General features: G+C 63.5%; 20 protein-coding genes. 7 read left to right on the top strand and 13 right to left on the bottom strand.

Annotation, left to right across the window (positions count from 1 at the left end):
- The 8 genes from glpK to glpD all read right to left on the bottom strand — a co-directional run bounded on the left by glpK (nt 1) and on the right by glpD (nt 9238).
- Nucleotides 1-1485, bottom strand: coding sequence for a glycerol kinase GlpK (gene glpK, locus ACFC2Y_RS10310; protein WP_375174573.1), 1485 nt, complete (start codon nt 1483-1485; stop codon nt 1-3).
- Nucleotides 1486-1628: 143 nt separating this feature from the next.
- Nucleotides 1629-3347, bottom strand: a complete 1719-nt coding sequence (locus tag ACFC2Y_RS10315) for an ABC transporter substrate-binding protein (RefSeq protein ID WP_375174572.1) — start codon at nt 3345-3347, stop codon at nt 1629-1631.
- 60 nt (nt 3348-3407) lie between these two features.
- Nucleotides 3408-3680, bottom strand: coding sequence for a DUF2160 domain-containing protein (locus ACFC2Y_RS10320; protein ID WP_375174571.1), 273 nt, complete (start codon nt 3678-3680; stop codon nt 3408-3410).
- Between the two features lie 45 nt (nt 3681-3725).
- Nucleotides 3726-4577: a carbohydrate ABC transporter permease gene (locus tag ACFC2Y_RS10325; protein WP_375174570.1), complete on the bottom strand. Its 852-nt coding sequence runs from the start codon at nt 4575-4577 to the stop codon at nt 3726-3728.
- Nucleotides 4578-4580: 3 nt separating this feature from the next.
- Nucleotides 4581-5450: a carbohydrate ABC transporter permease gene (locus tag ACFC2Y_RS10330; RefSeq protein ID WP_375174569.1), complete on the bottom strand. Its 870-nt coding sequence runs from the start codon at nt 5448-5450 to the stop codon at nt 4581-4583.
- Entirely contained in the window at nt 5450-6526 is a 1077-nt protein-coding gene (locus tag ACFC2Y_RS10335) for an ABC transporter ATP-binding protein (protein ID WP_375174568.1), read from the bottom strand. The genes ACFC2Y_RS10330 and ACFC2Y_RS10335 overlap by 1 nt, the downstream gene beginning before the upstream one ends.
- 11 nt (nt 6527-6537) lie before the next feature.
- Entirely contained in the window at nt 6538-7626 is a 1089-nt protein-coding gene (locus ACFC2Y_RS10340) for an ABC transporter ATP-binding protein (protein WP_375174567.1), read from the bottom strand.
- Nucleotides 7627-7639: 13 nt separating this feature from the next.
- Nucleotides 7640-9238 carry a glycerol-3-phosphate dehydrogenase gene (glpD, locus tag ACFC2Y_RS10345; protein ID WP_375174566.1) on the bottom strand — a complete coding sequence of 533 codons (1599 nt, stop codon included), beginning with the start codon at nt 9236-9238 and terminating at the stop codon, nt 7640-7642.
- Nucleotides 9239-9489: 251 nt separating this feature from the next.
- Here glpD and ACFC2Y_RS10350 point away from each other — a divergent pair, with 251 nt between their 5' ends.
- The 3 genes from ACFC2Y_RS10350 (at nt 9490) to ACFC2Y_RS10360 (ending at nt 11565) form a co-directional block, all read left to right on the top strand.
- Nucleotides 9490-10251, top strand: a complete 762-nt coding sequence (locus ACFC2Y_RS10350) for a DeoR/GlpR family DNA-binding transcription regulator (protein ID WP_375174565.1) — start codon at nt 9490-9492, stop codon at nt 10249-10251.
- Between the two features lie 279 nt (nt 10252-10530).
- The gene (locus ACFC2Y_RS10355; protein ID WP_375174564.1) at nt 10531-11061 is read left to right on the top strand and encodes a hypothetical protein; all 531 of its coding nucleotides are present in this window, start codon (nt 10531-10533) and stop codon (nt 11059-11061) included.
- 66 nt (nt 11062-11127) lie between these two features.
- A complete protein-coding gene (locus ACFC2Y_RS10360) occupies nt 11128-11565 on the top strand; it encodes a hypothetical protein (RefSeq protein ID WP_375174563.1) in 438 nt (145 codons plus the stop codon).
- Between the two features lie 376 nt (nt 11566-11941).
- Here ACFC2Y_RS10360 and ACFC2Y_RS10365 read toward each other — a convergent pair whose 3' ends face one another.
- On the bottom strand, nt 11942-14431 hold the full coding sequence (locus tag ACFC2Y_RS10365) for an adenosylcobalamin-dependent ribonucleoside-diphosphate reductase (RefSeq protein ID WP_375174562.1): 2490 nt from the start codon (nt 14429-14431) through the stop codon (nt 11942-11944).
- A 157-nt stretch (nt 14432-14588) separates the two neighbouring features.
- Here ACFC2Y_RS10365 and ACFC2Y_RS10370 point away from each other — a divergent pair, with 157 nt between their 5' ends.
- Nucleotides 14589-15020 carry a DUF1489 family protein gene (locus ACFC2Y_RS10370; RefSeq protein ID WP_375174561.1) on the top strand — a complete coding sequence of 144 codons (432 nt, stop codon included), beginning with the start codon at nt 14589-14591 and terminating at the stop codon, nt 15018-15020.
- Nucleotides 15021-15092: 72 nt separating this feature from the next.
- On the opposite strand, the gene hisG is transcribed toward ACFC2Y_RS10370, so the two are convergent.
- From hisG to hisS, 3 genes are read right to left on the bottom strand one after another with little or no spacing between them, the layout of a single operon-like run.
- Nucleotides 15093-15788 (bottom strand): ATP phosphoribosyltransferase, encoded by a 696-nt coding sequence (hisG, locus tag ACFC2Y_RS10375; protein WP_375174560.1) that lies wholly within the window; start codon nt 15786-15788, stop codon nt 15093-15095.
- Complete coding sequence (locus ACFC2Y_RS10380) at nt 15785-16906, bottom strand: ATP phosphoribosyltransferase regulatory subunit (protein ID WP_375174559.1); 1122 nt, start codon at nt 16904-16906, stop codon at nt 15785-15787. The genes hisG and ACFC2Y_RS10380 overlap by 4 nt, the downstream gene beginning before the upstream one ends.
- Nucleotides 16906-18390 carry a histidine--tRNA ligase gene (gene hisS, locus ACFC2Y_RS10385; RefSeq protein WP_375174558.1) on the bottom strand — a complete coding sequence of 495 codons (1485 nt, stop codon included), beginning with the start codon at nt 18388-18390 and terminating at the stop codon, nt 16906-16908. The genes ACFC2Y_RS10380 and hisS overlap by 1 nt, the downstream gene beginning before the upstream one ends.
- Before the next feature lie 188 nt (nt 18391-18578).
- Here hisS and ACFC2Y_RS10390 point away from each other — a divergent pair, with 188 nt between their 5' ends.
- The gene (locus ACFC2Y_RS10390) at nt 18579-18773 is read left to right on the top strand and encodes a SlyX family protein (protein ID WP_375174557.1); all 195 of its coding nucleotides are present in this window, start codon (nt 18579-18581) and stop codon (nt 18771-18773) included.
- A 24-nt stretch (nt 18774-18797) separates the two neighbouring features.
- Here the strand turns inward: ACFC2Y_RS10390 and dnaE are convergent, their stop codons facing one another.
- Nucleotides 18798-22334 carry a DNA polymerase III subunit alpha gene (gene dnaE / locus ACFC2Y_RS10395; protein ID WP_375174556.1) on the bottom strand — a complete coding sequence of 1179 codons (3537 nt, stop codon included), beginning with the start codon at nt 22332-22334 and terminating at the stop codon, nt 18798-18800.
- Between the two features lie 95 nt (nt 22335-22429).
- Here dnaE and ACFC2Y_RS10400 point away from each other — a divergent pair, with 95 nt between their 5' ends.
- Both ACFC2Y_RS10400 and ACFC2Y_RS10405 read left to right on the top strand, forming a co-directional pair.
- Complete coding sequence (locus ACFC2Y_RS10400; RefSeq protein ID WP_375174555.1) at nt 22430-23176, top strand: allophanate hydrolase subunit 1; 747 nt, start codon at nt 22430-22432, stop codon at nt 23174-23176.
- Nucleotides 23173-24186, top strand: a complete 1014-nt coding sequence (locus ACFC2Y_RS10405) for a biotin-dependent carboxyltransferase family protein (protein ID WP_375174554.1) — start codon at nt 23173-23175, stop codon at nt 24184-24186. Before ACFC2Y_RS10400 ends, ACFC2Y_RS10405 begins: the two co-directional genes overlap by 4 nt.
- Nucleotides 24187-24189: the final 3 nt, after the last annotated feature.

Here is a 24189-nt window from a genome sequence, read left to right on the forward strand (position 1 = left end):
TCAGAACCGCATCGTCGCATCGACCGCGCGTTCCCAGGCGCCGGTTTTCCGGTCCCGCACCTCCTCGGTCATTGCCGGTTCAAAACTGCGGTCCAGCGCCCATTGCGCCGCGAACTCCGCCTGGGCGGGATAGAGCCCGGCCCGCTGACCGGCCAGCCAGGCTGCGCCCATGGCCGTCGTCTCCAGCACCTTGGGCCGATCCACCCGGGCACCGATGATGTCCGACAGGAACTGCATGGCGAAGTCCGACGCGCTCATCCCGCCATCGACCCGCAGTACCGCATCACCCGTACCCCCCATATCCGCCTGCATCGCCGTCAGCAGATCGCGGGTCTGGAACCCGACACTTTCCAGCGCCGCACGGGCCAGTTCCTCCGGACCGGAGTTGCGGGTCAGGCCAAAGATCGCCCCCCGGCAATCCGCATTCCAATAGGGCGCGCCCAAGCCGGTAAAGGCGGGGACCAGCACGACGCCCTGCGAGGCATCGGCCTGCTCCGCCAGCGGTTGCGTCTCCTTCGCCTCGCGGATGATCTTCAGCCCGTCGCGCAGCCATTGCACGACGGCCCCGGCGATAAAGATCGACCCTTCCAGCGCATAGGTCGGCTTGCCGTCCAACTGATAGGCAATCGTTGTCAACAGGCGGTTCTGCGACCGGACCATCTGATCGCCGGTGTTGAGCAGGGCAAAACACCCGGTCCCATAGGTCGATTTCATCATCCCCGGCTGGAAACAGGCCTGCCCGACCGTCGCCGCCTGCTGGTCCCCCGCTATCCCGAGGATCGGGATCGGCCGACCAAAGAGGTCGGAACGCGTCTCGCCAAAATCGGCTGCGCTGTCGCGAACCTCCGGCAACAGCGACATGGGGATGTTGAGCCGGGCGCATATCTCGTCGGACCAGCAGCCGTTGCGAATGTCATAAAGCATGGTGCGCGCGGCATTGGTGGCGTCGGTCACATGGACCCGTCCGCCCGTCAGGTTCCAGACCAGCCAGCTGTCCACGGTGCCGAAGGCCAGCTCACCCGCCTCGGCCCGGTCCCGTGCGCCCTCCGCGTTATCGAGGATCCAGGCCAGCTTGGTGCCCGAGAAATAGGGATCCAGCAGCAGGCCTGTGCGTTCGGTCACGACCTCCTCGAACCCGTCCGCCTTGAGCGTCTTGCACAGGTCGGAGGTCCGCCGGTCCTGCCAGACGATGGCATTGTATAGCGGCTTGCCCGTCTTGCGGTCCCAGACCAGCGTCGTTTCGCGCTGATTGGTGATGCCGATGGCGGCGATGGCCGAGGCATCCAGCCCCGCCTTCTCGATCGCCGCGCGGCAGGTCGCCGCCGTCGTCGACCAGAGGTCCGCGGGATCGTGCTCCACCCATCCACTATCTGGAAAATGCTGGTCAAATTCGGCCTGCGCCGATGCGATGGTCGTGAGGGATTGGTCGAACAGGATCGCCCGGGTCGAGGTCGTCCCCTGATCTATCGCCAGAACATGTGTCATCTGAATGTGCCTCCGTCGGAGCGGTCATCCTCGGGCCTGACCCGAGGATCTGCAAGGCACGAGGTCCCCGAGCAAACCCGGGACATGACAGAGTGGGAAATCGGAAAGGCCGGGGCCCCGCAAGGCCCCGGCCGGTCAAAGGCTTACTGCCAGGACTTGATCAGCTCATCATAGCTGACCGTCTTGGGCTCTTCGTCCTCGTTCTCAAGCTTGGGATAGGGCGCACCGGGCTGGGACAGCCAGTACTCCGGATCCCGCTCTTCGTTGAGCTTGGGACCGATGTCGCCCTGAATGCCCGCACGTTCCAGACGCTCAAGCACCCGCTCCTGATCCGCGCAGAGCGCATCGAGAGCTTCCTGCGGGGACTTCGCACCGGACATCGCGTCGCCGATGTTCTGCCACCACAGCTGCGCCAGCTTGGGGTAGTCCGGAACGTTGGTGCCGGTCGGCGACCAGGCCACACGCGCCGGGGAGCGGTAGAACTCCACCAGACCGCCCAGCTTGTCCGCACGCTCGGTAAAGCTGTCATGCTGCACCGTGGACTCGCGAATGAAGGTCAGACCGACGTGGGATTTCTTCACGTCCACGGTCTTGGAGGTGACGAACTGCGCATAGAGCCACGCGGCCTTGGCGCGATCCACCGGGGTGGATTTCATCAGCGTCCAGGACCCCGCGTCCTGATAACCGACCTTCTGGCCTTCCTTCCAGTAGACGCCATGCGGCGAGGGGGCCATGCGCCATTTCGGCGTGCCGTCCTCGTTCATCACGGGCAGGCCGGGCTTCACCGTGTCGGCGGTAAAGGCCGTGTACCAGAACATCTGCTGCGCGATATTGCCCTGCGCAGGGATCGGACCCGCTTCGGAGAAGGTCATGCCCGCGGCAGCCGGGGGCGTGTACTTCTCCAGCCACTCGATCGCCTTGGTCACGGCATAGACCGCGGCCGGGGCGTTGGTGGCACCACCACGTGCGACACAGGACCCGACAGGCTGGGAGTTCTCGTTCACACGGATTCCCCATTCGTCGACAGGCAGGCCGTTCGGCTCACCCACGTCGCCCATGCCGGCCATGGACATCCACGCATCGGTGTAGCGCCAGCCAAGCGAGGGGTCCTTCTTGCCGTAGTCCATGTTGCCGAAGACTTCGCCCTCGACACCCATATGGCTCAGGTCGCGACCGGTGAAGAACTCGGCGATGTCCTCATAGGCCGTCCAGTTGACCGGAACACCCAGGTCGTACCCATAAGCTTCCTTAAAGTCAGCCTGGTTCTTCTCGTCGTTGAACCAGTCGTAGCGGAACCAGTAAAGGTTCGCGAACTGCTGCGTCGGAAGCTGATAGACCTTGTCATCCGGCCCGGTGGTGAAGCTGAGGCCGATGAAGTCGTCCAGATCCAGCGTCGGCAGCGTCACATCCGCGCCTTCGCCCGCCATCCAGTCGGTCAGGTTGCGCACCTGCTGATAGCGCCAGTGCGTCCCGATCAGGTCGGAGTCGTTGATGTAACCGTCGTAGATATTCTCGCCCGACTGCATCTGCGTCTGAAGCTTTTCGACCACGTCCCCTTCGCCGATCAGGTCATGGGTGACCTGGATGCCGGTGATCGCGGTGAAAGCCGGCGCCAGCACCTGGCTTTCGTATTCATGGGTGGTGATGGTCTCCGAGACCACCTTGATCTCCATCCCCTCGAACGGCTTGGCTGCGTCCACGAAGAACTGCATTTCCGCTTCCTGATCCGCGCGGGACAGGGACGACATATCCCCGATCTCGGCGTCCAGAAACTGCTTCGCAGCCTCCATGTCTGCCCAGGCCGGTGCGGCCAGGGCAAGCGCAGCCAACATGGCTGTCGTGTTACTTAAACTGATCCTCATAGTTTTCCTCCCTTAGAAACTGAGGCGCCCCGGCGGTTGATCCCCCGGAACAATAATGGGCTACACCCAGCGGAAAACCGCAGCCGCGTAGACCAGACAAACAGCGAGCGCCCACCACTGTGCGGCCCCCGCCAATCCGAGCCAGGCCAGGTTGATGAAGGCCGAGCCAAGAAGCGTGATGAAGAGACGATCCCCCCGCGTCGTCTCGATCCCCAGAACACCGGTGCGCGGCGTTTCGGGGTACCGGATCGCCAACACCGTGAAGGTGATCAGAAGCGCGGCGATGACCATGAAGAAGATTGCGGTCGGCCAGGTCCATGCCATCCATGCCATGTCAGAGGGTCCTCCGGTTCGAAATGCAGATGTCGCGTCGGCTCATCACACCCTCCCCAGGGCGAAGCCCTTGGCGATGTAGTTCCGCACGAAATAGATCACGAGCGCGCCCGGCACGATCGTCAGGATGCCCGCCGCGGCCAGAACGCCCCAGTCGATCCCCGATGCCCCCTGCGTCCGCGTCATGATCGCCGCGATCGGCTTGGCATCCACCGTCGTCAGCGTCCGCGACAGCAGCAGCTCCACCCAGGAGAACATGAAGCAGAAGAAGGCCGCGACCCCGATGCCCGACGCGATCAGCGGCATGAAGATCTTCACGAAGAACGTCCCGAAGCTGTAACCGTCGATATAGGCGGTCTCGTCGATTTCCTTTGGCACGCCGCGCATGAACCCTTCGAGGATCCAGACCGCCAAAGGCACGTTGAACAGGCAATGCGCCAAAGCGACGGCGATATGCGTGTCAAAGAGCCCGACCGAGGAATAGAGCTGAAAGAACGGCAGGGCGAAGACCGCAGGCGGGGCCATGCGATTGGTCAGCAGCCAGAAGAACAGGTGCTTGTCACCCAAAAAGTGATAGCGCGAAAAGGCATAGGCCGCCGGCAGCGCCACCGCCAGGCTGATCACCGTGTTCATCACCACGTAGATCAGCGAATTCACATAGCCCAGATACCAGGCCGGATCGGTCAGGATCGTCGCGTAGTTGTCGAGTGTCAGATTACGCGGGAACAGGGTGAATTCGTTCAGGATCTCCGTGTTGGTCTTCAGGCTCATGTTGAGCAGCCAGTAGATCGGCAGCAGCAGGAAGAGCAGATAAAGCACCATCACCACGGCCCGGGAATTGACCTTTGGCAGGCTCAGGCCGCGTGATGTGCTCTGGCTGGCGGTTGCGTCGGCCATCTTTCAGCCCTCCCGCTTATCGAGGTTGGTCATCACGGTGTAGAACACCCAGCTGATGAGCAGGATCACGAGGAAATACATGATCGAAAACGCCGCCGCCGGGCCCAGGTCGAACTGGCCGAGCGCCATCTTGACTAGGTCGATGGACAGCAGCGTCGTCGCATTGCCCGGCCCGCCGCCGGTGACCACGAAGGGCTCTGTGTAGATCATGAAACTGTCCATGAAGCGCAGCAGGATCGCGATCATCAGGACCCCGGCCATCTTGGGCAGCTCGATATAGCGGAACACCTTCCAACGGCTCGCCTGGTCGATCTTCGCGGCCTGGTAATAGGCATCCGGGATCGACTTGAGACCCGCGTAGGCCAGCAGCGCGACCAGCGAGGTCCAGTGCCAGACGTCCATCGTCACGATGGTGATCCAGGCGGCGACGGTGTCCTGCGTATAGTTGTAGTTCACGCCAAGCGCATCCAGCGTGTACCCAAGCAGCCCGATGTCGACCCGGCCAAAGATCTGCCAGATCGTGCCGACCACATTCCACGGGATCAGCAGCGGCAGCGACATCAGCACCAGACACAGGCTGGCCCAACCGCCCCGTTTCGGCATGTTCAGCGCGACAAAGACCCCAAGCGGCACCTCGATCGCAAGAATGATGGCCGAGAACATCAGCTGCCGCCCAAGGGCATCCCACATCCGTTCTGAGGCCAGCATCTCCTCGAACCATTCCAGCCCGGCCCAGAAGAACTGGTTGTTCCCGAAGGTGTCCTGGACCGAGTAGTTGACCACGGTCATCAACGGGATTACCGCCGAAAAGGCCACCAGTAGCAGAACCGGAAGCACCAGGAACCAGGCTTTCTGATTGACGGTCTTTTCCATCACGCAGCCTCCCCCTTCACGCGCCAGTCGTTGGCGTAGACATTCACATGCGCGGTATCGAAGGTGACCCGGGTCATGTCCGCGCTGATCGGCTCGTCCTCGCCTGCGATGATGTTGATGTCATGGCCGAAGAAATCGGCCCGGATGATCTTGTGCCGACCGACATCCTCCACCCGCCGCACCTTCACCGGCAGCCCGTCGGACTGCGACAGCCGGGCGTATTCCGGCCTCACCCCGATCTCGACCTTGCCGTCGAGCGGCCCGTAGCCCTGGGCCAGATCGACGTAGGAGCCGTTGATATAAGCCCGGGCGCCATCCACCTTGGCCGGGATCACATTCATCCCCGGAGAGCCGATGAAATAGCCGACAAAAGTATGCTCCGGCCGCTCGAACAGCTCTTCCGGCGTGCCGATCTGCACCACACGCCCGTCGTACATGACCACCACTTTGTCGGCGAAGGTCAGCGCCTCTGTCTGGTCGTGGGTGACGTAGATCATCGTGTGACCAAAGTCGTGGTGCAGCTTCTTCAACTGCGTCCGCAACTCCCACTTCATATGCGGGTCGATCACCGTCAGCGGTTCGTCGAAGAGCAGAGCATTCACATCCTTGCGCACCATGCCCCGGCCCAGGCTGATCTTCTGCTTGGCATCGGCGGTCAGCCCGCGCGCCTTGCGGTTCAGCATGTCTTCCATGCCGATCATCCGGGCGATTTCTTGAACGCGCTCCGCGACATAGCTCTCGTCCCGGCCACGGTTGCGCAGCGGAAAGGCCAGGTTATCGCGCACCGTCATCGTGTCGTAGACCACCGGAAACTGGAACACCTGCGCGATATTGCGCGCCGCCGTCGGCGCCTGGGTCACGTCCTCGCCGTTAAACAAGATGCGCCCCTGCGAGGGTGCCAGCAGGCCGGAGATGATGTTCAGCAGGGTGGATTTCCCACAACCGGAGGCGCCGAGCAACGCATAGGCCGCGCCGTCCTCCCAATCGTGGTTCAGCTCCTTGAGCGCATAGTCCTCCTCGGATGCCGGGTTCGGCAGATAGGAATGCGCCAGGTTGTCCAGGGTGATCTTGGCCATCGTTCCCTCCCTCAGGCCGCCAGCGCATAGGCGGCGGGTGCAACCAGCCTGCCGTCTTCGCTGAAAATGTAGACATGGCGCGGCTCCAGCCAGACGCTCTGTTCCGCCCCGAGGGTCAGGTCCTGAACCCCGTGGATCAGCCCGACCCAACGCTCGCCGTGGTGATCCAGATGCACGAAGGTTTCCGACCCCGTCAGCTCGGTCACGACAAGCGTCGTCCGGAACTCCATCGCATCCGCCGCATGGCGGCCGATTTCCAGGTGGTTGGGCCGGAACCCCGCCATGTAGCGGCCATCCGGCAAATCCGCGATATTGCCCGTCGCCGCCGCGCTCTGCCCCTTGCCGAACATGATGCGGTTGCCGGTCTTCGAGATCTGCAGGAAGTTCATCGGCGGATCCGAGAAGACCCGCGCCGTGGTCGCATCCACCGGTTGACGATAGACCGCGGGCGTCGGCCCGAACTGGGTGATCCGCCCTTCCCAGAGGGTGGCGACATTGCCGCCAAGCAACAGCGCCTCCTCCGGTTCGGTTGTGGCATAGACAAAGATCGACCCCGAGGCCTCGAAGATCTTCGGGATCTCGATGCGCAGCTCCTCGCGCAGCTTGTAGTCCAGGTTGGCCAGCGGTTCGTCCAGCAGGACCAGCCCGGCGTTCTTGACCAGAGCCCGCGCCAGCGCGCAGCGCTGCTGCTGACCACCCGACAGTTCCAGCGGCTTGCGGTCCAGCATAGGGGTCAGCTTCATCAACTCGGCCGTCTCGCGGACGCGGCGGTCCAGCTCCGCCCGGCCGACACCCATCAACTTCAGCGGCGAGGCGATATTGTCGTAGACCGACATCGACGGGTAGTTGATGAACTGCTGATAGACCATGGCCACTTTGCGATCCTGCACCCGCTGGCCGGTCACATCTGCCCCGTTCCACATGATCCGGCCTGACGCAGGCGCATCTAGCCCCGCCATCAACCGCATCAGAGAGGTCTTGCCCGACAGGGTCGGTCCGAGCAGCACGTTCATCGTGCCCTTCTCCAGCGTCAGATCCGTCGTATGGATATGGGTCTGCCCCTCCACGATCTTCGACACGCCCTGCAATTCCAAGGTCATGGGGTCATCCTCCTCATTCCGCCGCCGCAGCCGCATCACGGCGACAGCGCGCCATCCATTCGTCCAGCGCCCGAACCTGATCCGCATCCAGCCGCAGGCCCAGTTTGGTCCGCCGCCAGATCACATCCTCGGCCGTTCGCGCAAATTCATGCGTCATCAGCCAGGCGACCTCCGCTTCCGTCAGGGTCGCACCAAAATCCTGCCCCAGATCTGCGGCACTGGCCGCATCGCCCAGGATAATCGCCGCCTGCGTCCCATAGGCGCGCACCAACCGTTGCGCCCAGAAATCGGTGAGGAAGGGATAATCCCGCTGCAACCCGGTGATCAGATCGGCGACCCCGCTGACAGGGAAATCCCCGCCCGGCAGCGCAGCACCCTCGGTCCAGGCCTCCCCCGCCTTGCCAAGCTGCACGGCGATCTTCACCAGCGCGCTTTCGGCCAGCCGCCGGTAGGTGGTGATCTTGCCGCCGAAGACGTTCAGCATCGGCGCTCCGGCACTCGTGTCGACCTTCAGCGTGTAATCCCGCGTCGCCGCCGTGGCGCTGGTCGAGCCGTCATCATGCAGGGGGCGCACGCCGGAAAAGGTCCAGACGATGTCATCCCGGGTCACCGGACGTTCGAAGTACTGATTGGCGAAGGACAGCAGGTAATCCTGTTCCGCCTCCGTGCAGACCGGTTTGACCGAGGGATCTTCGTGATCCTCGTCTGTCGTCCCGATCAGGGTGAAATCGGTCTCGTAGGGGATGGCAAAGATGATCCGACCGTCGGTGCCCTGAAAGAAATAGCACTTGTCGTGATCGTAGAGCCGCCGGGTCACGATGTGACTGCCCCGGACCAGCCGCACCCCCTCGCGCGAGTTCAGGCGCACCTTGGTCTGCAGGACATCTCCAACCCAGGGGCCACCCGCATTGACCAGCATCCGCGCATGATGCGTCTGCATCTCGCCGGTTTCGGTATTGCGCGTTTCGATCCGCCACAGCCCGTTTTCCGAAACCGCCCCGGTCATCTCCGTCCGGGTCAGAACCCGAGCGCCTCGGGCCACCGCATCCTGTGCATTCAGGACGACGAGCCGCGAATCCTCGACCCAACAGTCGCTATATTCATACGCCTTGGTGAAGTGGGGCTTCAGCGGGGCGCCCTCGGGTGCCGTCGTCAGATCGACGGTCGAGGTCGGCGGCAGGATCTTGCGCCCGCCCAGGTGGTCATACAGGAACAGCCCCAATCGGATCAGCCAGGCGGGTCGACGCCCCTTCATCCAGGGCATGACCAAGCTTAGGAGGTTCGACGTCGGCGTATTCGCCTCGAACCTCATATCCTTATGATATGGAAGAACAAATCGCATCGGCCAGCTGATATGCGGCATCGCGCTCAACAGCACTTCCCGCTCGACCAGCGCCTCACGCACCAGACGAAATTCGAAGTATTCGAGATAGCGCAGACCGCCATGGAAAAGCTTTGTCGCGGCCGAGGAGGTCGCAGAGGCCAGGTCGTTCATCTCTGCCAGCGTCACCGACAGCCCACGCCCTGCAGCGTCACGGGCAATACCGCATCCGTTGATGCCGCCCCCGATGACGAAAAGGTCCGTCACAGCACTGTCAGCCGGTTGATCCACGCGTGTCTCCTCCAGACGCGTAACTCCGACACGTTATGGCAATTGCCGCCAAACCTCGCAAGGAGATTATTTTCGTTTTCTTTCCTTTTTGGTGTTTTGCAGTTCTTTCAAGTGATTGGCCCGACCGATATCGGTCAAAACTCCTCGAAATCCGGTCATATTCCGACTTTTCGATTGCGTTTCTGCGCGTTTCTGCGGCTTGTTAGGGTGATCCCACCCCGCACTGCGAGCTCATGCAGAAAGGCCGCCGCATGTCCCAGACCTTCCGTCATCCTGAAATCCTGGAAATCGTCCGCCGCGACGGAAAGGTGACGGTCGAAGGGCTGGCCTCGCATTTCGGCGTCACATTGCAGACCATCCGACGCGACCTGACCGACCTGGCCGAGGCCGGACGGCTGGAACGTGTCCACGGCGGCGCGGTCCTGCCCTCCGGCACCACCAACATCGGGTATGAGGAACGCCGGTCCCTCAACCCCGAGGCCAAGCGCGCCATCGCCCGCGCCTGTTCGGCCGAAATCCCGGACAATATCTCGCTCTTCCTCAACATCGGCACCTCGACGGAGGCCGTGGCCGAAGAACTGCTGCACCACGAGAACCTCATGGTCGTAACCAACAACATGAACGTGGCGAATATTCTGGCGAACAATCCGGGCTGCGAGATCATTGTGACAGGCGGCCTGCTGCGACGCTCTGACGGCGGCCTTGTCGGCAACCTGGCCGCCGAAACGATCCGCCAGTTCAAATTCGACCTGGCTGTCATCGGTTGTTCGGCCCTGGACCGCGACGGCGACCTGCTGGACTTCGACATTCAAGAGGTCAGCGTCAGCCAGACAATCCTGCGCCAGTCCCGCACGACCTTCCTGGTCTCCGACCACACCAAGTTCTCCCGCGGGGCCCCGGTGCGCATCGCCTCCCTCGCCGATATCGACGCCTTCTTCACCGACAAGCCCCTGCCCGCCGACCTGGAGAAGACCTGCGAAGGTTGGGGCACGCGCGTGATCGCCACCGGGTAATTGCGCCAGGCCGCAACCTACTGTGACGACAAGCTAATTTTGGCCATCACGAAACCGTAACCCATTGTTTTTGCTGAAAGCGCCCTCGTCTCCGGCGGCAAAAACGGCCATTTGACAAGCTTACTTTGGCTACCGGATTTCTTGCGCTGCAGCCTTCCAGCCAAACAAAAAAAATCGGCCGCCCCAAGGGACGGCCGACCAATCATGTTGCATGTGGTCAGATATGTCTACACGCGGAAGCGCTCCGGCAGATCGCTACGTCGGAAAATCCGCACACCGATGTCCGACTTCAGCAACATCGGCTTCGCGCCTGCCGCCTTCATCTCCGTCTTCAGGTCTTTCTCGCCCAGGCTTGACGCTGCCGCGATTGGCAGACGCGCAACAACGGAGGAACACATGCTGCGCCGACTACCCACAAAGACCCTGTCCGTCGACCCTCAACTCGCTGCCGTTAGGGCGCATTGTGCCGAGCACGGAGACGCTCTGTGCAACGCTGCCGCGCTGATCGACGGCGATGCCGGAAAAGCTCGCGTGCTGCGGCTCATGTCCGAGCTGCGAAACGCATCACGCCTCGATCGGACGACCCGTCTCCGGCTGGTCGACCTGCACAGGCTGCTTTCACTCGACCCGGTCATCGATGCGTTCGAACCCGACCTCTCGTCCTGGGTTCTCCTCGACCCTGCCAGTCCGGAGGTGGAGAAGCTCTGTCTTGTCACTGACCGGCTTTACGATCTTCTCGTCGAGGTCGGCGAACTGGACGATGCCCGGGATGCCCGAGCGCTCGCCCTCCAGGTCAACGATGCAGCCTGAAATAGCAGATCGACAGGACACGGCCGACCGCTCGCCACATCCCAGCAACGAGACGAGGACACAGCCATGAAATACTTCGACCAAATGACAAACAAGGAACTATGCACGCGCATTCTACGAGGGCTCGACGTCCTGCACGATCAGGTTCAGCGCAATGATGCGGAGCTGGGCGCGACCGACCTCGATACGGTTCTGCGAGCGCTATCCGCTTTGCGCCGCAACGGACCGCTGTCCGAGGCGGCGGCCAAGGAAATCGGATGCATCGAAGACCTTCTCGACCAGGCCATCACGCAGGAAACCCTTGGCCTCCGAAACGTCTTCGACGGCACGGACGACCCGGAACTCGGAGCCGTCGGTCGTGTCTGCTCTGTCCCTGTTCTTTCTGAAACGGGCGCTGCTCGCGACAGGCTGCAGCGGGGCTTCCGGCAGATCCTCGCGATGCGAGACCTACTGGCAGCCAGGATCGATGCCGCCCTCATTATGAACGGCACCAAGGCCGCGTGAGGCTACCAGACCGACTGATGTGAGGGCGCGCCGCCACTCATGCAAAACTCGAAGGCCGCGGGGATACTCGCGGCCTTCTTGCTTTCGGCGGATGCAGACTGGCACGCAAAGATGCTTTCCGATCGGAGAACGGCCCCGACGCCGGATCGCATACCAGAAAATCACAAAACTTCGGATATCGGTTTGCGTAGAGTTCTTTGCGGACCCATGTTCCAGTCAGTGGCGTTCCGGCTCGAGAATTGCTTCGGCGCCTCCGCAATAACGGATTTTGGAGAGGTCTTCCCCAATAGCCGTCGTTAACTTGTGAAATGGCCGTTTTCCCCGGAAGATGGCCAAAATTAGCTTGTCATCATATGACCGCCCCGCCCTCAGACCCTCACCCGCATTTCGAATGGCCACAGGACGAACAGGTCATGCAGCCCTCGATCATCTGCATCGAATACTGACCGCAGGAAGGGCAGGCCTTGCCACGCCCGCCGCCTTCAAGCCCCACAACCTTGGCGGTCGGGTCGCTCTTCAGCCCGGCGCCCTCACCCTCGATGAATCCGATGGAGATCAGATGCGTCTCGATCACACCGCCGATGGCAGCAAGGATCGAGGGAATATACTTACCCTTCATCCAGGCCCCGCCGCGCGGATCGAAAACGGCCTTGAGCTCTTCGACCACAAACGACACATCGCCGCCACGCCGGAACACGGCCGAAATCATGCGGGTCAGCGCCACGGTCCAGGCGAAATGCTCCATGTTCTTCGAATTGATGAAGACCTCAAAGGGTCTTCGCCGACCACCGACGATAATGTCGTTGATCGTCAGATAGATGGCATGTTCGCTGTCGGGCCACTTGAGCTTGTAGGTATTGCCTTCCAGCGTCTGCGGCCGGTCCAGCGGTTCCTGCATGTAGACCACGTCGCCATGCGGCTGGAGCGGCTCGGCGTCGGTCGAGGCGAGGGTTTCGGGGGCGGTGCCCGCTTCGCCAAATTGTAGCCAACCGGGCGATACATTGAGGGCCGTGGCCAATGCATCAAGATTGCGCATCGTATCTGATCTGCCGTTCTCAGCATTGGACACCGCTGCTTTGGTAATACCCACCTTCGCGGCCAGTTCTTCCTGAGAGAGGCCTGCATTCTTCCGTGCCTCTTTTAGTCGGGACGCGAAAGTGCCCGGCTTCTCTTCCGCCACCGAAAGCACCGACCCCGTCACATCGTTCGGCCGATAGGTGGTGCAGCCTTTGCAGCCCGTTTCATAGGCCTCCATGTAGACGTCCTTGAACGCCTCGAAGGAGATGTCCTCCGGGCAGTTGATCGTCTTGGAGATCGACGAGTCGACCCATTTCTGCGCCGCCGCCTGCATCTTCACATGCTCCAGCGGAGCAAGCGTCTGGGCGTTGACGAAATACTCCGGCAGGGGGGCGTCGCCCTTCAGTTCCTTCCACATCTGCACCGCGTAATCGACGACCTTTTCCTCGGTCCGCGACCCGTCCTTCTGCAGCACCTTGCGGGTGTATTCATAGGCAAAGACCGGCTCGATCCCCGAAGACACGTTGCCCGCGTAGAGCGAGATCGTCCCCGTCGGCGCAATCGAGGTCAGCAGCGCGTTGCGGATGCCATGTTCGGCTACCGCCGCGCGGACATCCTCGTCCATCGCCTGCATCGTCCCCGATGCGAGGAAGGCGTCCCGGTCAAAGAGCGGAAATGCCCCCTTTTCCTTCGCCAGCTCGACGGAGGCGAGATAGGCAGCGCGGGCGATGGCGCGCATCCAGTCTTCGGTCTGGGTCGCGGCCTCGTCGGAGCCATAGCGCAGGCCGAGCATCAGCAGCGCGTCGGCCAGGCCGGTGACGCCGAGGCCGATGCGGCGCTTGGCCTCGGCTTCGCGCGCCTGCGCCTCAAGCGGGAATTTCGAGGCGTCGACGGTGTTGTCCATCATCCGGATCGCCACGCGCACCAACCTGTCCAGCGCCTCGGGGTCCAGTTGCGCGGCGTCGGTGAAGGGATCCGTCACCAGCCGCGCAAGGTTCACTGAGCCCAGCAGACAGGCACCATAGGGCGGCAAGGGTTGCTCGCCACAAGGGTTCGTCGCCGCAATCGTCTCGCAATAGCTCAGGTTGTTGGCCTTGTTGATCCGGTCGATGAAGATCACACCCGGCTCGGCGTAATCATAGGTCGCCTGCATGATCCGGTTCCACAGATCGCGCGCCTGAAGGGTGTGATAGACCTTTCCGTCAAACACCAGTTCCCACGGGCCGTCGGCCTTGACCGCCTCCATGAACGGGTCGGTGACGAGGACGGACATGTTGAACATGCGCAGGCGGGCCGGGTCGGACTTCGCGCCGATGAAATCCTCGATATCCGGGTGATCGCAACGCATCGTCGCCATCATCGCGCCACGCCGCGACCCGGCGGACATGATGGTGCGGCACATGGCGTCCCAGACATCCATGAAGGACAAAGGCCCGGAGGCATCCGCCGCCACGCCGGAAACCGCCGCGCCCTTGGGCCGGATGGTCGAGAAATCATAGCCGATGCCGCCGCCCTGCTGCATGGTCAGCGCGGCTTCTTTCAGCATGTCAAAGATGCCGCCCATGTTGTCGGGGATCGTGCCCATGACGAAGCAGTTGAAGAGCGTGACCTTGCGCCCAGTGCCGGCCCCGGCGGTGATCCGCCCGGCGGGGAGAAACTTGAAGTCCTCCAGCGCGGTATAGAAGGTCTCTTCCCACGCCGCCTTGTCCTCTTCGACATCGGCCAGGGCACGGGCAATCCGTCGCCAGCTGTCCTCGACTGAACGGTCGACGGCGGTGCCATCGGCCTCTTTCAGCCGGTATTTCATGTCCCAGACCTGTTCGGCGATCGGGGCGGCAAAACGGGTCATGTCGGAATCACCTTTGCTAGCGACGGGCGAATGCCCATCATACACTGTGTGGTGGTTTGGGCCAGCCCCGGAACACATCAGGCTTGCCTCTCGGGCCATTCAAGCTACACTACTGATAGGCAAAGCGCAACACCCAACATCTATATGTAGTGGCTCGATGACCAAGCATATCAACCTGATCAAACTCTCCGTCGGGACGGAATCCGTCGACACATTGCGCGCCTGGCAGCAGACCCGCATGGCCCAGGCCGAAGACGGGCTGCCTCGCCATGTCACCCGCATGTTCCCCAAACGCGTGGACGAAATTCTGAACGGCGGCTCGATCTACTGGGTCATCAAGGGCGTCATCCAGTGCCGCCAGCGCATTCTGCGCCTCGACGAGGTCGACCGCGGCGACGGCATCCGCCGCTGCGCCATCGTCCTCGACCCGGAGCTGCACCCGACCGCCGCCTCACCCCGCCGCCCCTTCCAGGGCTGGCGATACCTCAAACCCGAGGACAGCCCGCCGGACCTGCCCAAGACCCGTCAGAACGAAGATACCCTGCCCGCAGATCTGAGCCAGGCGCTGGCGGAAATCGGCGTGCTCTGACCGGGGCCTCCTCTGGGCTCTATTACTTGTGGCCGAGCCAGCCGGGCACAACCTAGTCCATGGCGTCCACTCTCAGTCCAGACCCAGCCGTTCCAGCAGTTCAGCCAGAACCTTGCGATCCGCCTCGCTCACCTCTGCCCGGCGCGAGCGGTAGAGCGTCGCCTGCGACCGCAGGATCGGCTCCTCGCTCAGGATCTTCAGATGGTTCGCGCGCAGGGTCTCGCCGGTCGAGGTAATATCGGCAATCGCCTCCGCCGTCTCGTTCTTCACCGTGCCCTCTGTCGCGCCTTGGCTATCCACCAGCTGATAATCCGCCACACCGTGATCGCGCAGGTAATCCCGCACCAGCCGGTGGTATTTCGTGGCGATCCGCAGCCGGAACCCGTGGCGCGCCCGAAAGGCCGCCGCCGCCGCATCCAGATCGTCCAGCACGTCCACATCGACCCAGGCCATCGGCACGGCGAGAATCAGATCCGCATGACCGAAGCCAAGCGGCGCCAGCTCCGCAACCCGCTGATCCCAGCCCGCCAGCTTCTCGCGGATCAGATCCGTCCCGGTCACACCCAGATGGATCCGCCCCGCCGCCAGTTCGCGCGGGATCTCCCCGGCGGACAGAAGGACAAGCTCCACACCCTCGATCCCGTCAACCCGGCCGGCATACTCCCGGTCCGATCCCGCCCGGCCCAGGGTGATCCCGTGCCGACCGAACCAGTCGAAGGTCTTTTCCATCAGCCGACCCTTGGAGGGCACGCCCAACTTCACGCTCATGCCCCGCCCTCCAGTTCGACAACCAGCCCGGGCCGCACCACGCCCCCGACCGCCGGAATGCCCTCCGGTCGCCCAGCCCGGCGCCCCAGCACCCGGGTCAGCGCATCATAGCGTCCGCCCGAGGCGACGGGCGGCAGATCCGGCCGCGTCTCGGCGTAAAGGCCGAAGACGAAACCGTCATAATATTCCATATGCGTCCGCCCATAGGCCGCCTCGAAATCCAGCCGCGATGTATCAACACCACGCGCCGTCAGGGCTGCGGACCTCGCCGCAAGACGGTCGACCGCGGTCGAGATTGACGGCATGTCGATGGCAATGTCGCGCAGCTGTTCCAGCGCATGGGGCAGGGTTTCCCGCACCGAGAGGATCGCGTCGATCAGCGCCATCTGCCGGTCCGAAATCGGCGGCACCGCCGCATCCGCCCGCAGCGCGTCGATCCGCGCTTCCACCTCGGCGCGCCGACGCAGGCCGATCTCCGGCCCGGCAGTGGCGAAGGGATCCTCCGCCTCCAGCAGGGCCACTCGCGACACCGGCGGTGCTGCCCGGCCGGAGAACCGATCCAGCAGCGCCTTGAACCGGCGCGGTCGCCAGATGTGCCGCATCAGCGCGGCCTTGCGCGTCTCGCTCGTATCCAGCCCGCCAACGGCCGCCATCAGGATACCGATATCCCCGGTCGCCGCCCGCAGGTCGAGCCCCTCTGTCGCCGCCAAAACCAGCGAGAACACCTCCGCATCCGCCGCCGCCGGGTCCGATCCGTCAAATATCTCGACCCCGACCTGCAGGTATTCATTGGCCCGGGCCTCATCCTCCTCCTGTCGGCGAAAGACCTCGCCCGCATAGGTATAGCGCGCCGGTTCCGCCCCTCCGGCCATATGCATCTCGACCACGGGCACAGTGAAATCGGGCCGCATCATCTGCTCGCCGCGCAGCGCGTCGGAGGTGACATAGGCCCGCGCCCGGATGTCCTCGCCATATAGGTCCAGCAGCGTCTCGGCGGGCAGCAGGATCGGGCATTCCACAGGCGCCGCGCCGGCCCCCTCAAACCCCGCGCGCAGCCGCGCGGCGCAGGCCTTCACCTCCGCGCGCAGCTCGGGCGAGTGCCCCCGCCAGAGCGGCATCAGCCATCCCCTTTCAGAAGTTTCTGAATATGCGGAACCAACTGATCCCGCGGAATTTCCGCTTGGGAGGGGCGTTCCTTCCACTCTTCCAGCGTGGCATTTTCGGCGATCTTCTTGCCCAGGATCAAATCCTTGACCTGCACGACTTTGCGATCGTGTTCATCCGCACCCTCGATCACGGCGGCGGGCGAATTGCGCTTGTCAGCATACTTCAGCTGATTGCCGAAGTTCTTCGGATTGCCCAGATAAACCTCCGCCCGGATACCCGCGCTCCGCAGTTCCGCCACCATCGCCTGATAATCCGCCATCCGGTCGCGATCCATGACGGTGACGACGACGGGCCCCTCGGCCTCCCCCCCGGCCCGCCCCTTCTCGCGCAGCGCGGCGAGCAGCCTGTCGACGCCGATTGAAACGCCCACGGCCGGCATTGTCTGCCCGGTGAACCGCGCGACGAGGTCATCATAGCGCCCGCCGCCCGCGACCGAGCCGAACTGCCGCTTGCGCCCCTTGTCGTCGAGGATTTCAAAGGTCAACTCTGCCTCGAAAACGGGGCCGGTATAGTAGCCAAGGCCGCGGACGACAGAGGGATCAATCTCGATCCGATCCGCGCTATATCCCCCAGCCTCCAGCAACGCGGCGATCTGTTCCAGCTCCTCCACGCCTTCGGCGCCGATCTGGCTCTCGCCGATGGCCGCGCGCAGATTGGCCAGTGTTTCCGCCGCCGTAGCCCCCTTGGACGTGAGGAAGGCGATGACCGGTTGCGCCTGTTCCGGCGCCAGACCGACGCCGTCGATATAGGCGCCAGAGGCGTCCAGCCGCCCCTTGCCTAGCAACTCCCGCACCCCGGCCTCGCCGACCTTGTCGAACTTATCGATCGTGCGCAGAACATCGGCCTGCTGACCGTCGTCCGAGACGCCCATAGCCTCCAACACCCCGTTCAGCACCTTCCGGTTGTTCACCCGCACCAGGTAATCCCCGCGCGGAATGCCGACCTCTTCCAGACAATCCGCCAGCATCGCGCAGATCTCCGCATCCGCCGCAACCGAGGCCGTTCCAACCGTATCCGCATCGCATTGATAAAACTGACGATACCGCCCCGGCCCCGGCTTCTCATTCCGCCAGACCGGCCCCATGGCATAACGCCGGTAAGGCGTCGGCAGGTCGTTGCGATGCTGCGCATAGACCCGGGCCAGCGGGGCCGTCAGGTCATAGCGCAGCGCCAGCCAGTCGCCCTTGCCGCCCTCGTCGTCTTCCTGCCAGGCAAAGACGCCCTCGTTCGGGCGATCCACATCGGGAAGGAACTTGCCCAGCGCCTCGACCGTCTCCACGCCGGAGCTTTCCAGTGCGTCGAAACCATAGCGATGATAGACCCCGGCGATGCGCTGCAGCATCTCCGTCCGCTCGGTCACCTCTGTGCCGAAATAATCGCGAAACCCCTTGGGCGTTTCCGCCTTGGGGCGCGGGGCTTTTTTCTGCTTCGCCATGTCGGAACCTCTGCGGCCATGCTCGCGGCGCGGTCTAGCCCATGCCCCCCCGCGCGGCAAGAGCCGGGGACGTGCGCGACCGTGCCCCGACCTTGCGCGACCGTGCCCCGGCCTTGCGCCGGGGCCCCGACCCGATCAAGACTGATGCAAGGACCCGGCGCATCGCCGGACACATATGGACCAAGCTGATGACCGAACATGAAGAACGCCTCGCCTATCTCGAACGGTCTGTGGACGACCTGTCAGAAACCGTGGCGCGCCAGGACAAGGAAATCGCCCTGCTGACCCGCCGCGTCCAGATGCTGATGGAGCGCGAAGCGGAACGTGAGGCGAGCCAGGAAGGCGGGGTCGTCATGGGCGACGAACGTCCGCCACATTACTGAGATCGAAGCGCAACTCAGGGCGGCTCAGAACTCCTCCACCGTCAGCACGCCCTCCAGGCTCTTGATCGCGCCCTTGATCTGCGGGGTGACCGGGAAATCCGATCCCGCGTCGATCTCCACCTCGCCGGGCAGGTCATCGCCCATGACGCAGAAACTGATCGGCCCGCGCGCCACCCGCTGCGCCGCTTTGGATGCGTTTTCAAGAACCTCGGCCACCATCGCGATGGCCTCCGGCGCCTCGACAAAGATCTTCAGCCCAACGCCCCCGGCATCCGCCACAATGGTGTCCAAGGGCGCGATCCCCCGCGCCAATAACTTGAGCTGATCGCTCTCCATCGTGGCCTCGACGGTGATCACCACCATCGACCCGGCATCCAGGTGATCGCGGCTGGCTTCGAGCGTGTCAGAAAAGACTGTACACTCATAAGCCCCGGTCCTGTCAGAGGCCTGCACAAAGGCAAAGCGGTTCCCACGCGCCGATTTACGCTCCTGTCGGCCCGAGACAATCCCGGCGATCTTGGCCACCAGCGGACCGCCCTGCGCCAGCTGTGCAACCTCATCCAGGGTTTTGACATCCTTGCGTTTCAGCGGCCCGACATAGTCATCCAGCGGATGGCCCGAGAGGTAGAAACCTATCGCCTTGAACTCCTCCGCCAACCGTTCGGCGGGCAGCCAGTCTTGCACGGGCGACAGGCGCGGTTCCGGCAGATCCTCCCCCGCGTCACCGAAGAGGGAGACCTGGTTGGATTGCTTCTGCTCCCAGATCGCCGCGGAATATTGCACCAGCGCATCGAGGGATTCGAACACGCGTCGACGGTTGGCATCCAGCACGTCAAAGGCCCCGGCACGGGCCATCATCTCCAACGGCCGTTTGCCGACCTTTTTCAATTCCACCCGCCGCGCGAAGTCATAGAGGTTTACGAAGGGCCGGTCCGTGCCCCGGACCTGATCCGGGGCCTCCTTGCCGCCGGTCCGCCCCTCTACCACCAAACGCATCGCGTCCAACCCGACGTTCTTGAGCGCGCCGAGCGCGTAGACCAGCGCCCCATCCACCACCTTGAACGACGCATCCGACCGGTTCACGCAGGGCGGCACGTAGGGCAGGTCAAGCTGCTTCTTCACCTCTTCGAAATAGACGGCGAGCTTTTCCGTCAGGTGGATATCGCAGTTCATGACGCCTGCCATGAACTCCACCGGGTGGTTCGCTTTCAGCCAGGCCGTCTGGTAGGAGACCACCGCATAGGCCGCCGCATGGGATTTGTTGAAACCGTAGTTTGCAAACTTTTCCAAAAGGTCGAAAACTTCCGAAGCCTTCTTCTTCTCAACCCCCTTCTCGCCCGCGCCCTTCTCGAACTTCGGGCGTTCGGCGTCCATCGCCTCCTTGATCTTCTTGCCCATGGCGCGGCGCAGCAGGTCAGCACCGCCAAGCGTATAGCCCGCCATTTCCTGCGCGATCTGCATCACCTGCTCCTGGTAGACGATAATACCCTGAGTTTCCTCGAGGATATGGTCGATCAGGGGGTGCACGGACTCGATCTGACGCAGCCCGTTCTTGACCTCGCAATAGGTCGGAATATTCTCCATCGGACCGGGACGATAAAGCGCCACAAGCGCCACGATATCCTCGATACAGGTCGGCTTCATCCGCTTGAGCGCATCCATCATGCCCGAGCTTTCAACCTGGAACACGGCCACGGTCTTGGCCGAGGAATAGAGGTCGTAGGTCTTCTGATCGTCCAGCGGGATGGCGTTGATCTGGTTCTCCGCCCCTTCGAAGGGTTCATAGATTTCAGAACCATCCGACGCGATGTGCAAGTCCCGCCCACCGGCGTGGATCTGTTCGATGGCATTCTGAATGACCGTCAGCGTTTTCAGCCCGAGGAAATCGAACTTCACCAGCCCGGCCTGTTCGACCCATTTCATGTTGAATTGCGTGGCGGGCATGTCTGACCGTGGATCCTGATAGAGCGGCACCAGCCGGTCCAGCGGCCGGTCCCCGATCACCACACCCGCGGCGTGAGTGGACGCGTTCCGCAACAGCCCCTCGACCTGCATGCCATATTGCAGCAGCCGGTCGACGACCTCCTCGCTCTTGGCCTCGGCGCGCAGACGTTCCTCTTGCGCCAGCGCCTGTTCGATGCTGACCGGCTTCACCCCCTCCACCGGGATCATCTTCGACAGTCGGTCGACCTGCCCGTAGGGCATCTGCAGCACCCGACCGATGTCGCGTACCGCGGCCTTGGACAGCAGCGCACCGAAGGTGATGATCTGGCCCACCTTGTCGCGGCCGTATTTCTCCTGCACGTAGCGGATCACCTCTTCGCGGCGGTCCATGCAGAAGTCGATGTCGAAGTCGGGCATCGACACTCGTTCCGGGTTCAAAAACCGTTCGAACAGAAGGGAATAGCGCAACGGATCAAGGTCTGTGATCGTCAGCGCATAGGCCACCAGCGAGCCCGCACCGGACCCCCGGCCCGGCCCGACGGGAATGTCGTGATCCTTGGCCCACTGGATAAAATCCGCAACGATCAGGAAGTAGCCGGGAAAGCCCATCCCCTCGATGATGCCCAGCTCGAAATCCAGCCTCTCCTGGTACTCCTCCGGCGTGACCGCATGGGGGATGACGGCCAGACGCGCCTGAAGCCCCTCGTTCGCCATTCGGCGCAACTCGGCGACCTCGTCATCGGCAAACCTCGGCAGGATCGGGTCGCGGCGATAGGCCATGAAGGCGCAGCGTTTCGCGATCTCAACCGTGTTTTCAATCGCTTCTGGAAGGTCTGCAAATAGTGTCGCCATCTCTTCTGGCGACTTGAAATAATGCTGTGGCGTCAGGCGGCGGCGCGGTTCCTGTTGGTCGACATAGGCGCCCTCGGCGATGCAGATCAGCGCATCATGTGCCTCGTACATCTCCTCCTTGGGGAAGTAGACATCGTTGGTCGCGACCAGCGGCAGCTCCATCGCATAGGCCATTTCGACAAAACCACGTTCGGTCACGCGCTCCGCCTCGGGCAGGCCCTTGTCGCCGGGGTGGCGCTGCAGCTCCACATAGAGCCGGTCGCCATAGATCGCCTTCAGCCGCTCCATCAGCGCCTGCGCCGCCGGGCGCTGTCCCGCCTGCAGCAGCATCCCGACCGGGCCAAGCGCCCCGCCGGAAAGGCAGATCAGCCCGGCGGAAAATTCCTCCAGTTCCGCCAGCGTGACCTGCGGCATCTGCCCGCCCTTGTCGACGTAGAGACAGGAGGACAACCGCATGAGGTTCTCGTACCCCTGCTCACTCTGCGCCAGTAGGACAAGGGGCGCGGGCGGCTTGGGCTTTTCGCCGGGCTGCGTCGCCAGATAGGTCACATCGACCTGACAGCCCATGATCGGCTGGATCCCTTCCCCGCTGGCAGCCACGGAAAATTCCAGCGCGCAGAACATGGAATTCGTGTCGGTCACGGCGACCGCGGGCATATCCGCAGCCTTGCACAGACCGGGGAGTTTCTTCAGCCGAAGCGCCCCCTCAAGGAGCGAATATTCGGTATGGGTGCGGAGGTGGATGAATCGGGGGTCAATGCTCATGACGCGAAGCTAGCGTGGTTTGACGGGACACGGAACACCGGTTGAACTCTCTGGCCTTTGCGCCGATCTTTCGGGGCAGGTTGAGACGAGATCCCATGGCACCCGAGCCCCTCCTTCCCGAGATCCTGCCGCATGGGCAGGACGGCATCGCCCTCCGGCTGGGCCTGACCCCGCAGGAGGCCACGGTCGGTGCGGTTCTGAAACTGCGCGCCGCGCTGGACGCCGCTGACCTGCCGGGGGTGGAAGAGATCGCCGGATCGCTCACCTCGGTCTTCCTGCGCTTCGACCCCGACCGCGTTACCCGGGAAGAGATCGCCGCAGCCGCAGAAGCTACGGCCAAAGGGAGCGATCTCGCCACTGCCACCCTGCCCGATCCCAAACGGCGCTGGACGATCCCGGTGGTCATCGGTGGCGAACACGGCCCGCAATTCGCCGAAATGGCCGAGGCCACGGGCCTGTCGCAGGACGCGGCCCGCAAGGCCCTGCTGGAGGCGCGGTTGCGTGTGCTGGCCATCGGGTTTGCCCCCGGCCTGCCCTACATGGGCCTCCTGCCGCCGGAATGGGACGTCCCCCGCCTGCCTGAGATCACGCCGAACGTGCCTCGCGGGGCGCTGGTCGCGGCGGTGCGACAGGTAATCATCTTCACAAATAACACGCCGACTGGGTGGCGCCACATCGGCCAGACCGCCTTTCGCGGGTTCGACACGGGCCGCGACCCGGCGACACTGCTGAAGGCCGGCGATGAAATCCGGCTGGAGGCCATGACGCCCGCGGATCTGGAAGGGCTGGACCGGGACAACGCCGATGGCCGCGGCGGCGCGCGGTGCGAGGAGGTCGGATGAGCACCCTCACTCTGCATCGCTGCGGCCCCGGCATCGCCGTGCAGGACATGGGCCGCCCGAACCGCCTGGCCGAGGGGCTGTCGCGCGGCGGCGCTGCCGACCGGCTGGCCATGCTGGAGGCCGCGGCGCTTCTGGGCCTGCCCAGCCCGGTCGCGGGGCTGGAGATGGCCATGCTGGGGTGCGAGGTTTCGGTGACCGAGCCGACCCGGATTGCCCTGACCGGGGCCACCATGCAGGCCAGCCTCAACGGCGATCCGGTCGCCTGGAACACCAGCCTCCTCCTCGCCCCCGGCGACCGTCTGACCATCGGCGCGGCGCGGGCGGGGGTCTATGGCTATCTCACCCCGGCAGGCGGTATCCAGACCGCCGCGCTGATCGGATCGGTGGCCACCCATCTGACCGCCGGGATCGGCCGCCTGCTGACGCAGGGCGACACCCTGCCGATTGGCAAGGACCCTAACCCCGACGCCCCGGCGATGACCCTGACACCGGAGGCGCGGCTGACCGGCGGCACCCTGCGCGTCATGCCCGGGCCGCAATCCAGCCTCTTCGACGACCCCACCCGGCAAAGGTTCTACGACACCGCCTTCACCCGCTCCCGCACCGGCAACCGTCAGGGGGTGCGGCTGGATTTCGATGACGCGCCCTTTGCCAGTGGCACCGGCAACCTCGCCTCCGACACGATCCAGCCGGGTGACATCCAGATGACTGGCGACGGCACGCCCTATGTGCTGCTCAGCGAATGCCAGACCATGGGCGGCTATCCCCGGATCGGTACTGTCATCCCGCAGGACCTTCCCTGCGTGGCCCAGGCCACACCGGGAACATCGCTGAAGTTCCAAGAGCTGACGCTGGAGGAGGCCGATGCCCTCTGGCGATCCGAAGCCGACACACTGAAGGCGCTGCGCAAACAGGTCGCGCCGCTGCGGCGCGATCCCCATGACATCCCCGATCTGCTGTCCTATCAACTGATCGGCGGGGTGATCCGCGGCGACGAAACGGAGGGGTGAGAC

This window comes from Pseudooceanicola sp., from assembly GCF_041987405.1.
Classification (GTDB): Bacteria; Pseudomonadota; Alphaproteobacteria; order Rhodobacterales; family Rhodobacteraceae; genus Pseudooceanicola.

Bases quoted from the DNA above. Each gene is read 5' to 3' on its own strand.
- ACFC2Y_RS10335 (WP_375174568.1), bottom strand. From the start codon at position 6,526: ATGGCCAAGATCACCCTGGACAACCTGGCGCATTCCTATCTGCCGAAC.
- ACFC2Y_RS10400 (WP_375174555.1), top strand. From the start codon at position 22,430: ATGGCACCCGAGCCCCTCCTTCCCGAGATCCTGCCGCATGGGCAGGAC.
- ACFC2Y_RS10355 (WP_375174564.1), top strand. From the start codon at position 10,531: ATGTCCGACTTCAGCAACATCGGCTTCGCGCCTGCCGCCTTCATCTCC.
- glpK (WP_375174573.1), bottom strand. From the start codon at position 1,485: ATGACACATGTTCTGGCGATAGATCAGGGGACGACCTCGACCCGGGCG.
- ACFC2Y_RS10370 (WP_375174561.1), top strand. From the start codon at position 14,589: ATGACCAAGCATATCAACCTGATCAAACTCTCCGTCGGGACGGAATCC.
- hisS (WP_375174558.1), bottom strand. From the start codon at position 18,390: ATGGCGAAGCAGAAAAAAGCCCCGCGCCCCAAGGCGGAAACGCCCAAG.
- hisG (WP_375174560.1), bottom strand. From the start codon at position 15,788: ATGAGCGTGAAGTTGGGCGTGCCCTCCAAGGGTCGGCTGATGGAAAAG.
- ACFC2Y_RS10325 (WP_375174570.1), bottom strand. From the start codon at position 4,577: ATGGCCGACGCAACCGCCAGCCAGAGCACATCACGCGGCCTGAGCCTG.
- ACFC2Y_RS10350 (WP_375174565.1), top strand. From the start codon at position 9,490: ATGTCCCAGACCTTCCGTCATCCTGAAATCCTGGAAATCGTCCGCCGC.
- ACFC2Y_RS10405 (WP_375174554.1), top strand. From the start codon at position 23,173: ATGAGCACCCTCACTCTGCATCGCTGCGGCCCCGGCATCGCCGTGCAG.
- ACFC2Y_RS10380 (WP_375174559.1), bottom strand. From the start codon at position 16,906: ATGCCGCTCTGGCGGGGGCACTCGCCCGAGCTGCGCGCGGAGGTGAAG.
- ACFC2Y_RS10330 (WP_375174569.1), bottom strand. From the start codon at position 5,450: ATGGAAAAGACCGTCAATCAGAAAGCCTGGTTCCTGGTGCTTCCGGTT.
- dnaE (WP_375174556.1), bottom strand. From the start codon at position 22,334: ATGAGCATTGACCCCCGATTCATCCACCTCCGCACCCATACCGAATAT.
- ACFC2Y_RS10390 (WP_375174557.1), top strand. From the start codon at position 18,579: ATGACCGAACATGAAGAACGCCTCGCCTATCTCGAACGGTCTGTGGAC.
- ACFC2Y_RS10340 (WP_375174567.1), bottom strand. From the start codon at position 7,626: ATGACCTTGGAATTGCAGGGCGTGTCGAAGATCGTGGAGGGGCAGACC.
- ACFC2Y_RS10365 (WP_375174562.1), bottom strand. From the start codon at position 14,431: ATGACCCGTTTTGCCGCCCCGATCGCCGAACAGGTCTGGGACATGAAA.
- ACFC2Y_RS10315 (WP_375174572.1), bottom strand. From the start codon at position 3,347: ATGAGGATCAGTTTAAGTAACACGACAGCCATGTTGGCTGCGCTTGCC.
- ACFC2Y_RS10320 (WP_375174571.1), bottom strand. From the start codon at position 3,680: ATGGCATGGATGGCATGGACCTGGCCGACCGCAATCTTCTTCATGGTC.
- ACFC2Y_RS10360 (WP_375174563.1), top strand. From the start codon at position 11,128: ATGAAATACTTCGACCAAATGACAAACAAGGAACTATGCACGCGCATT.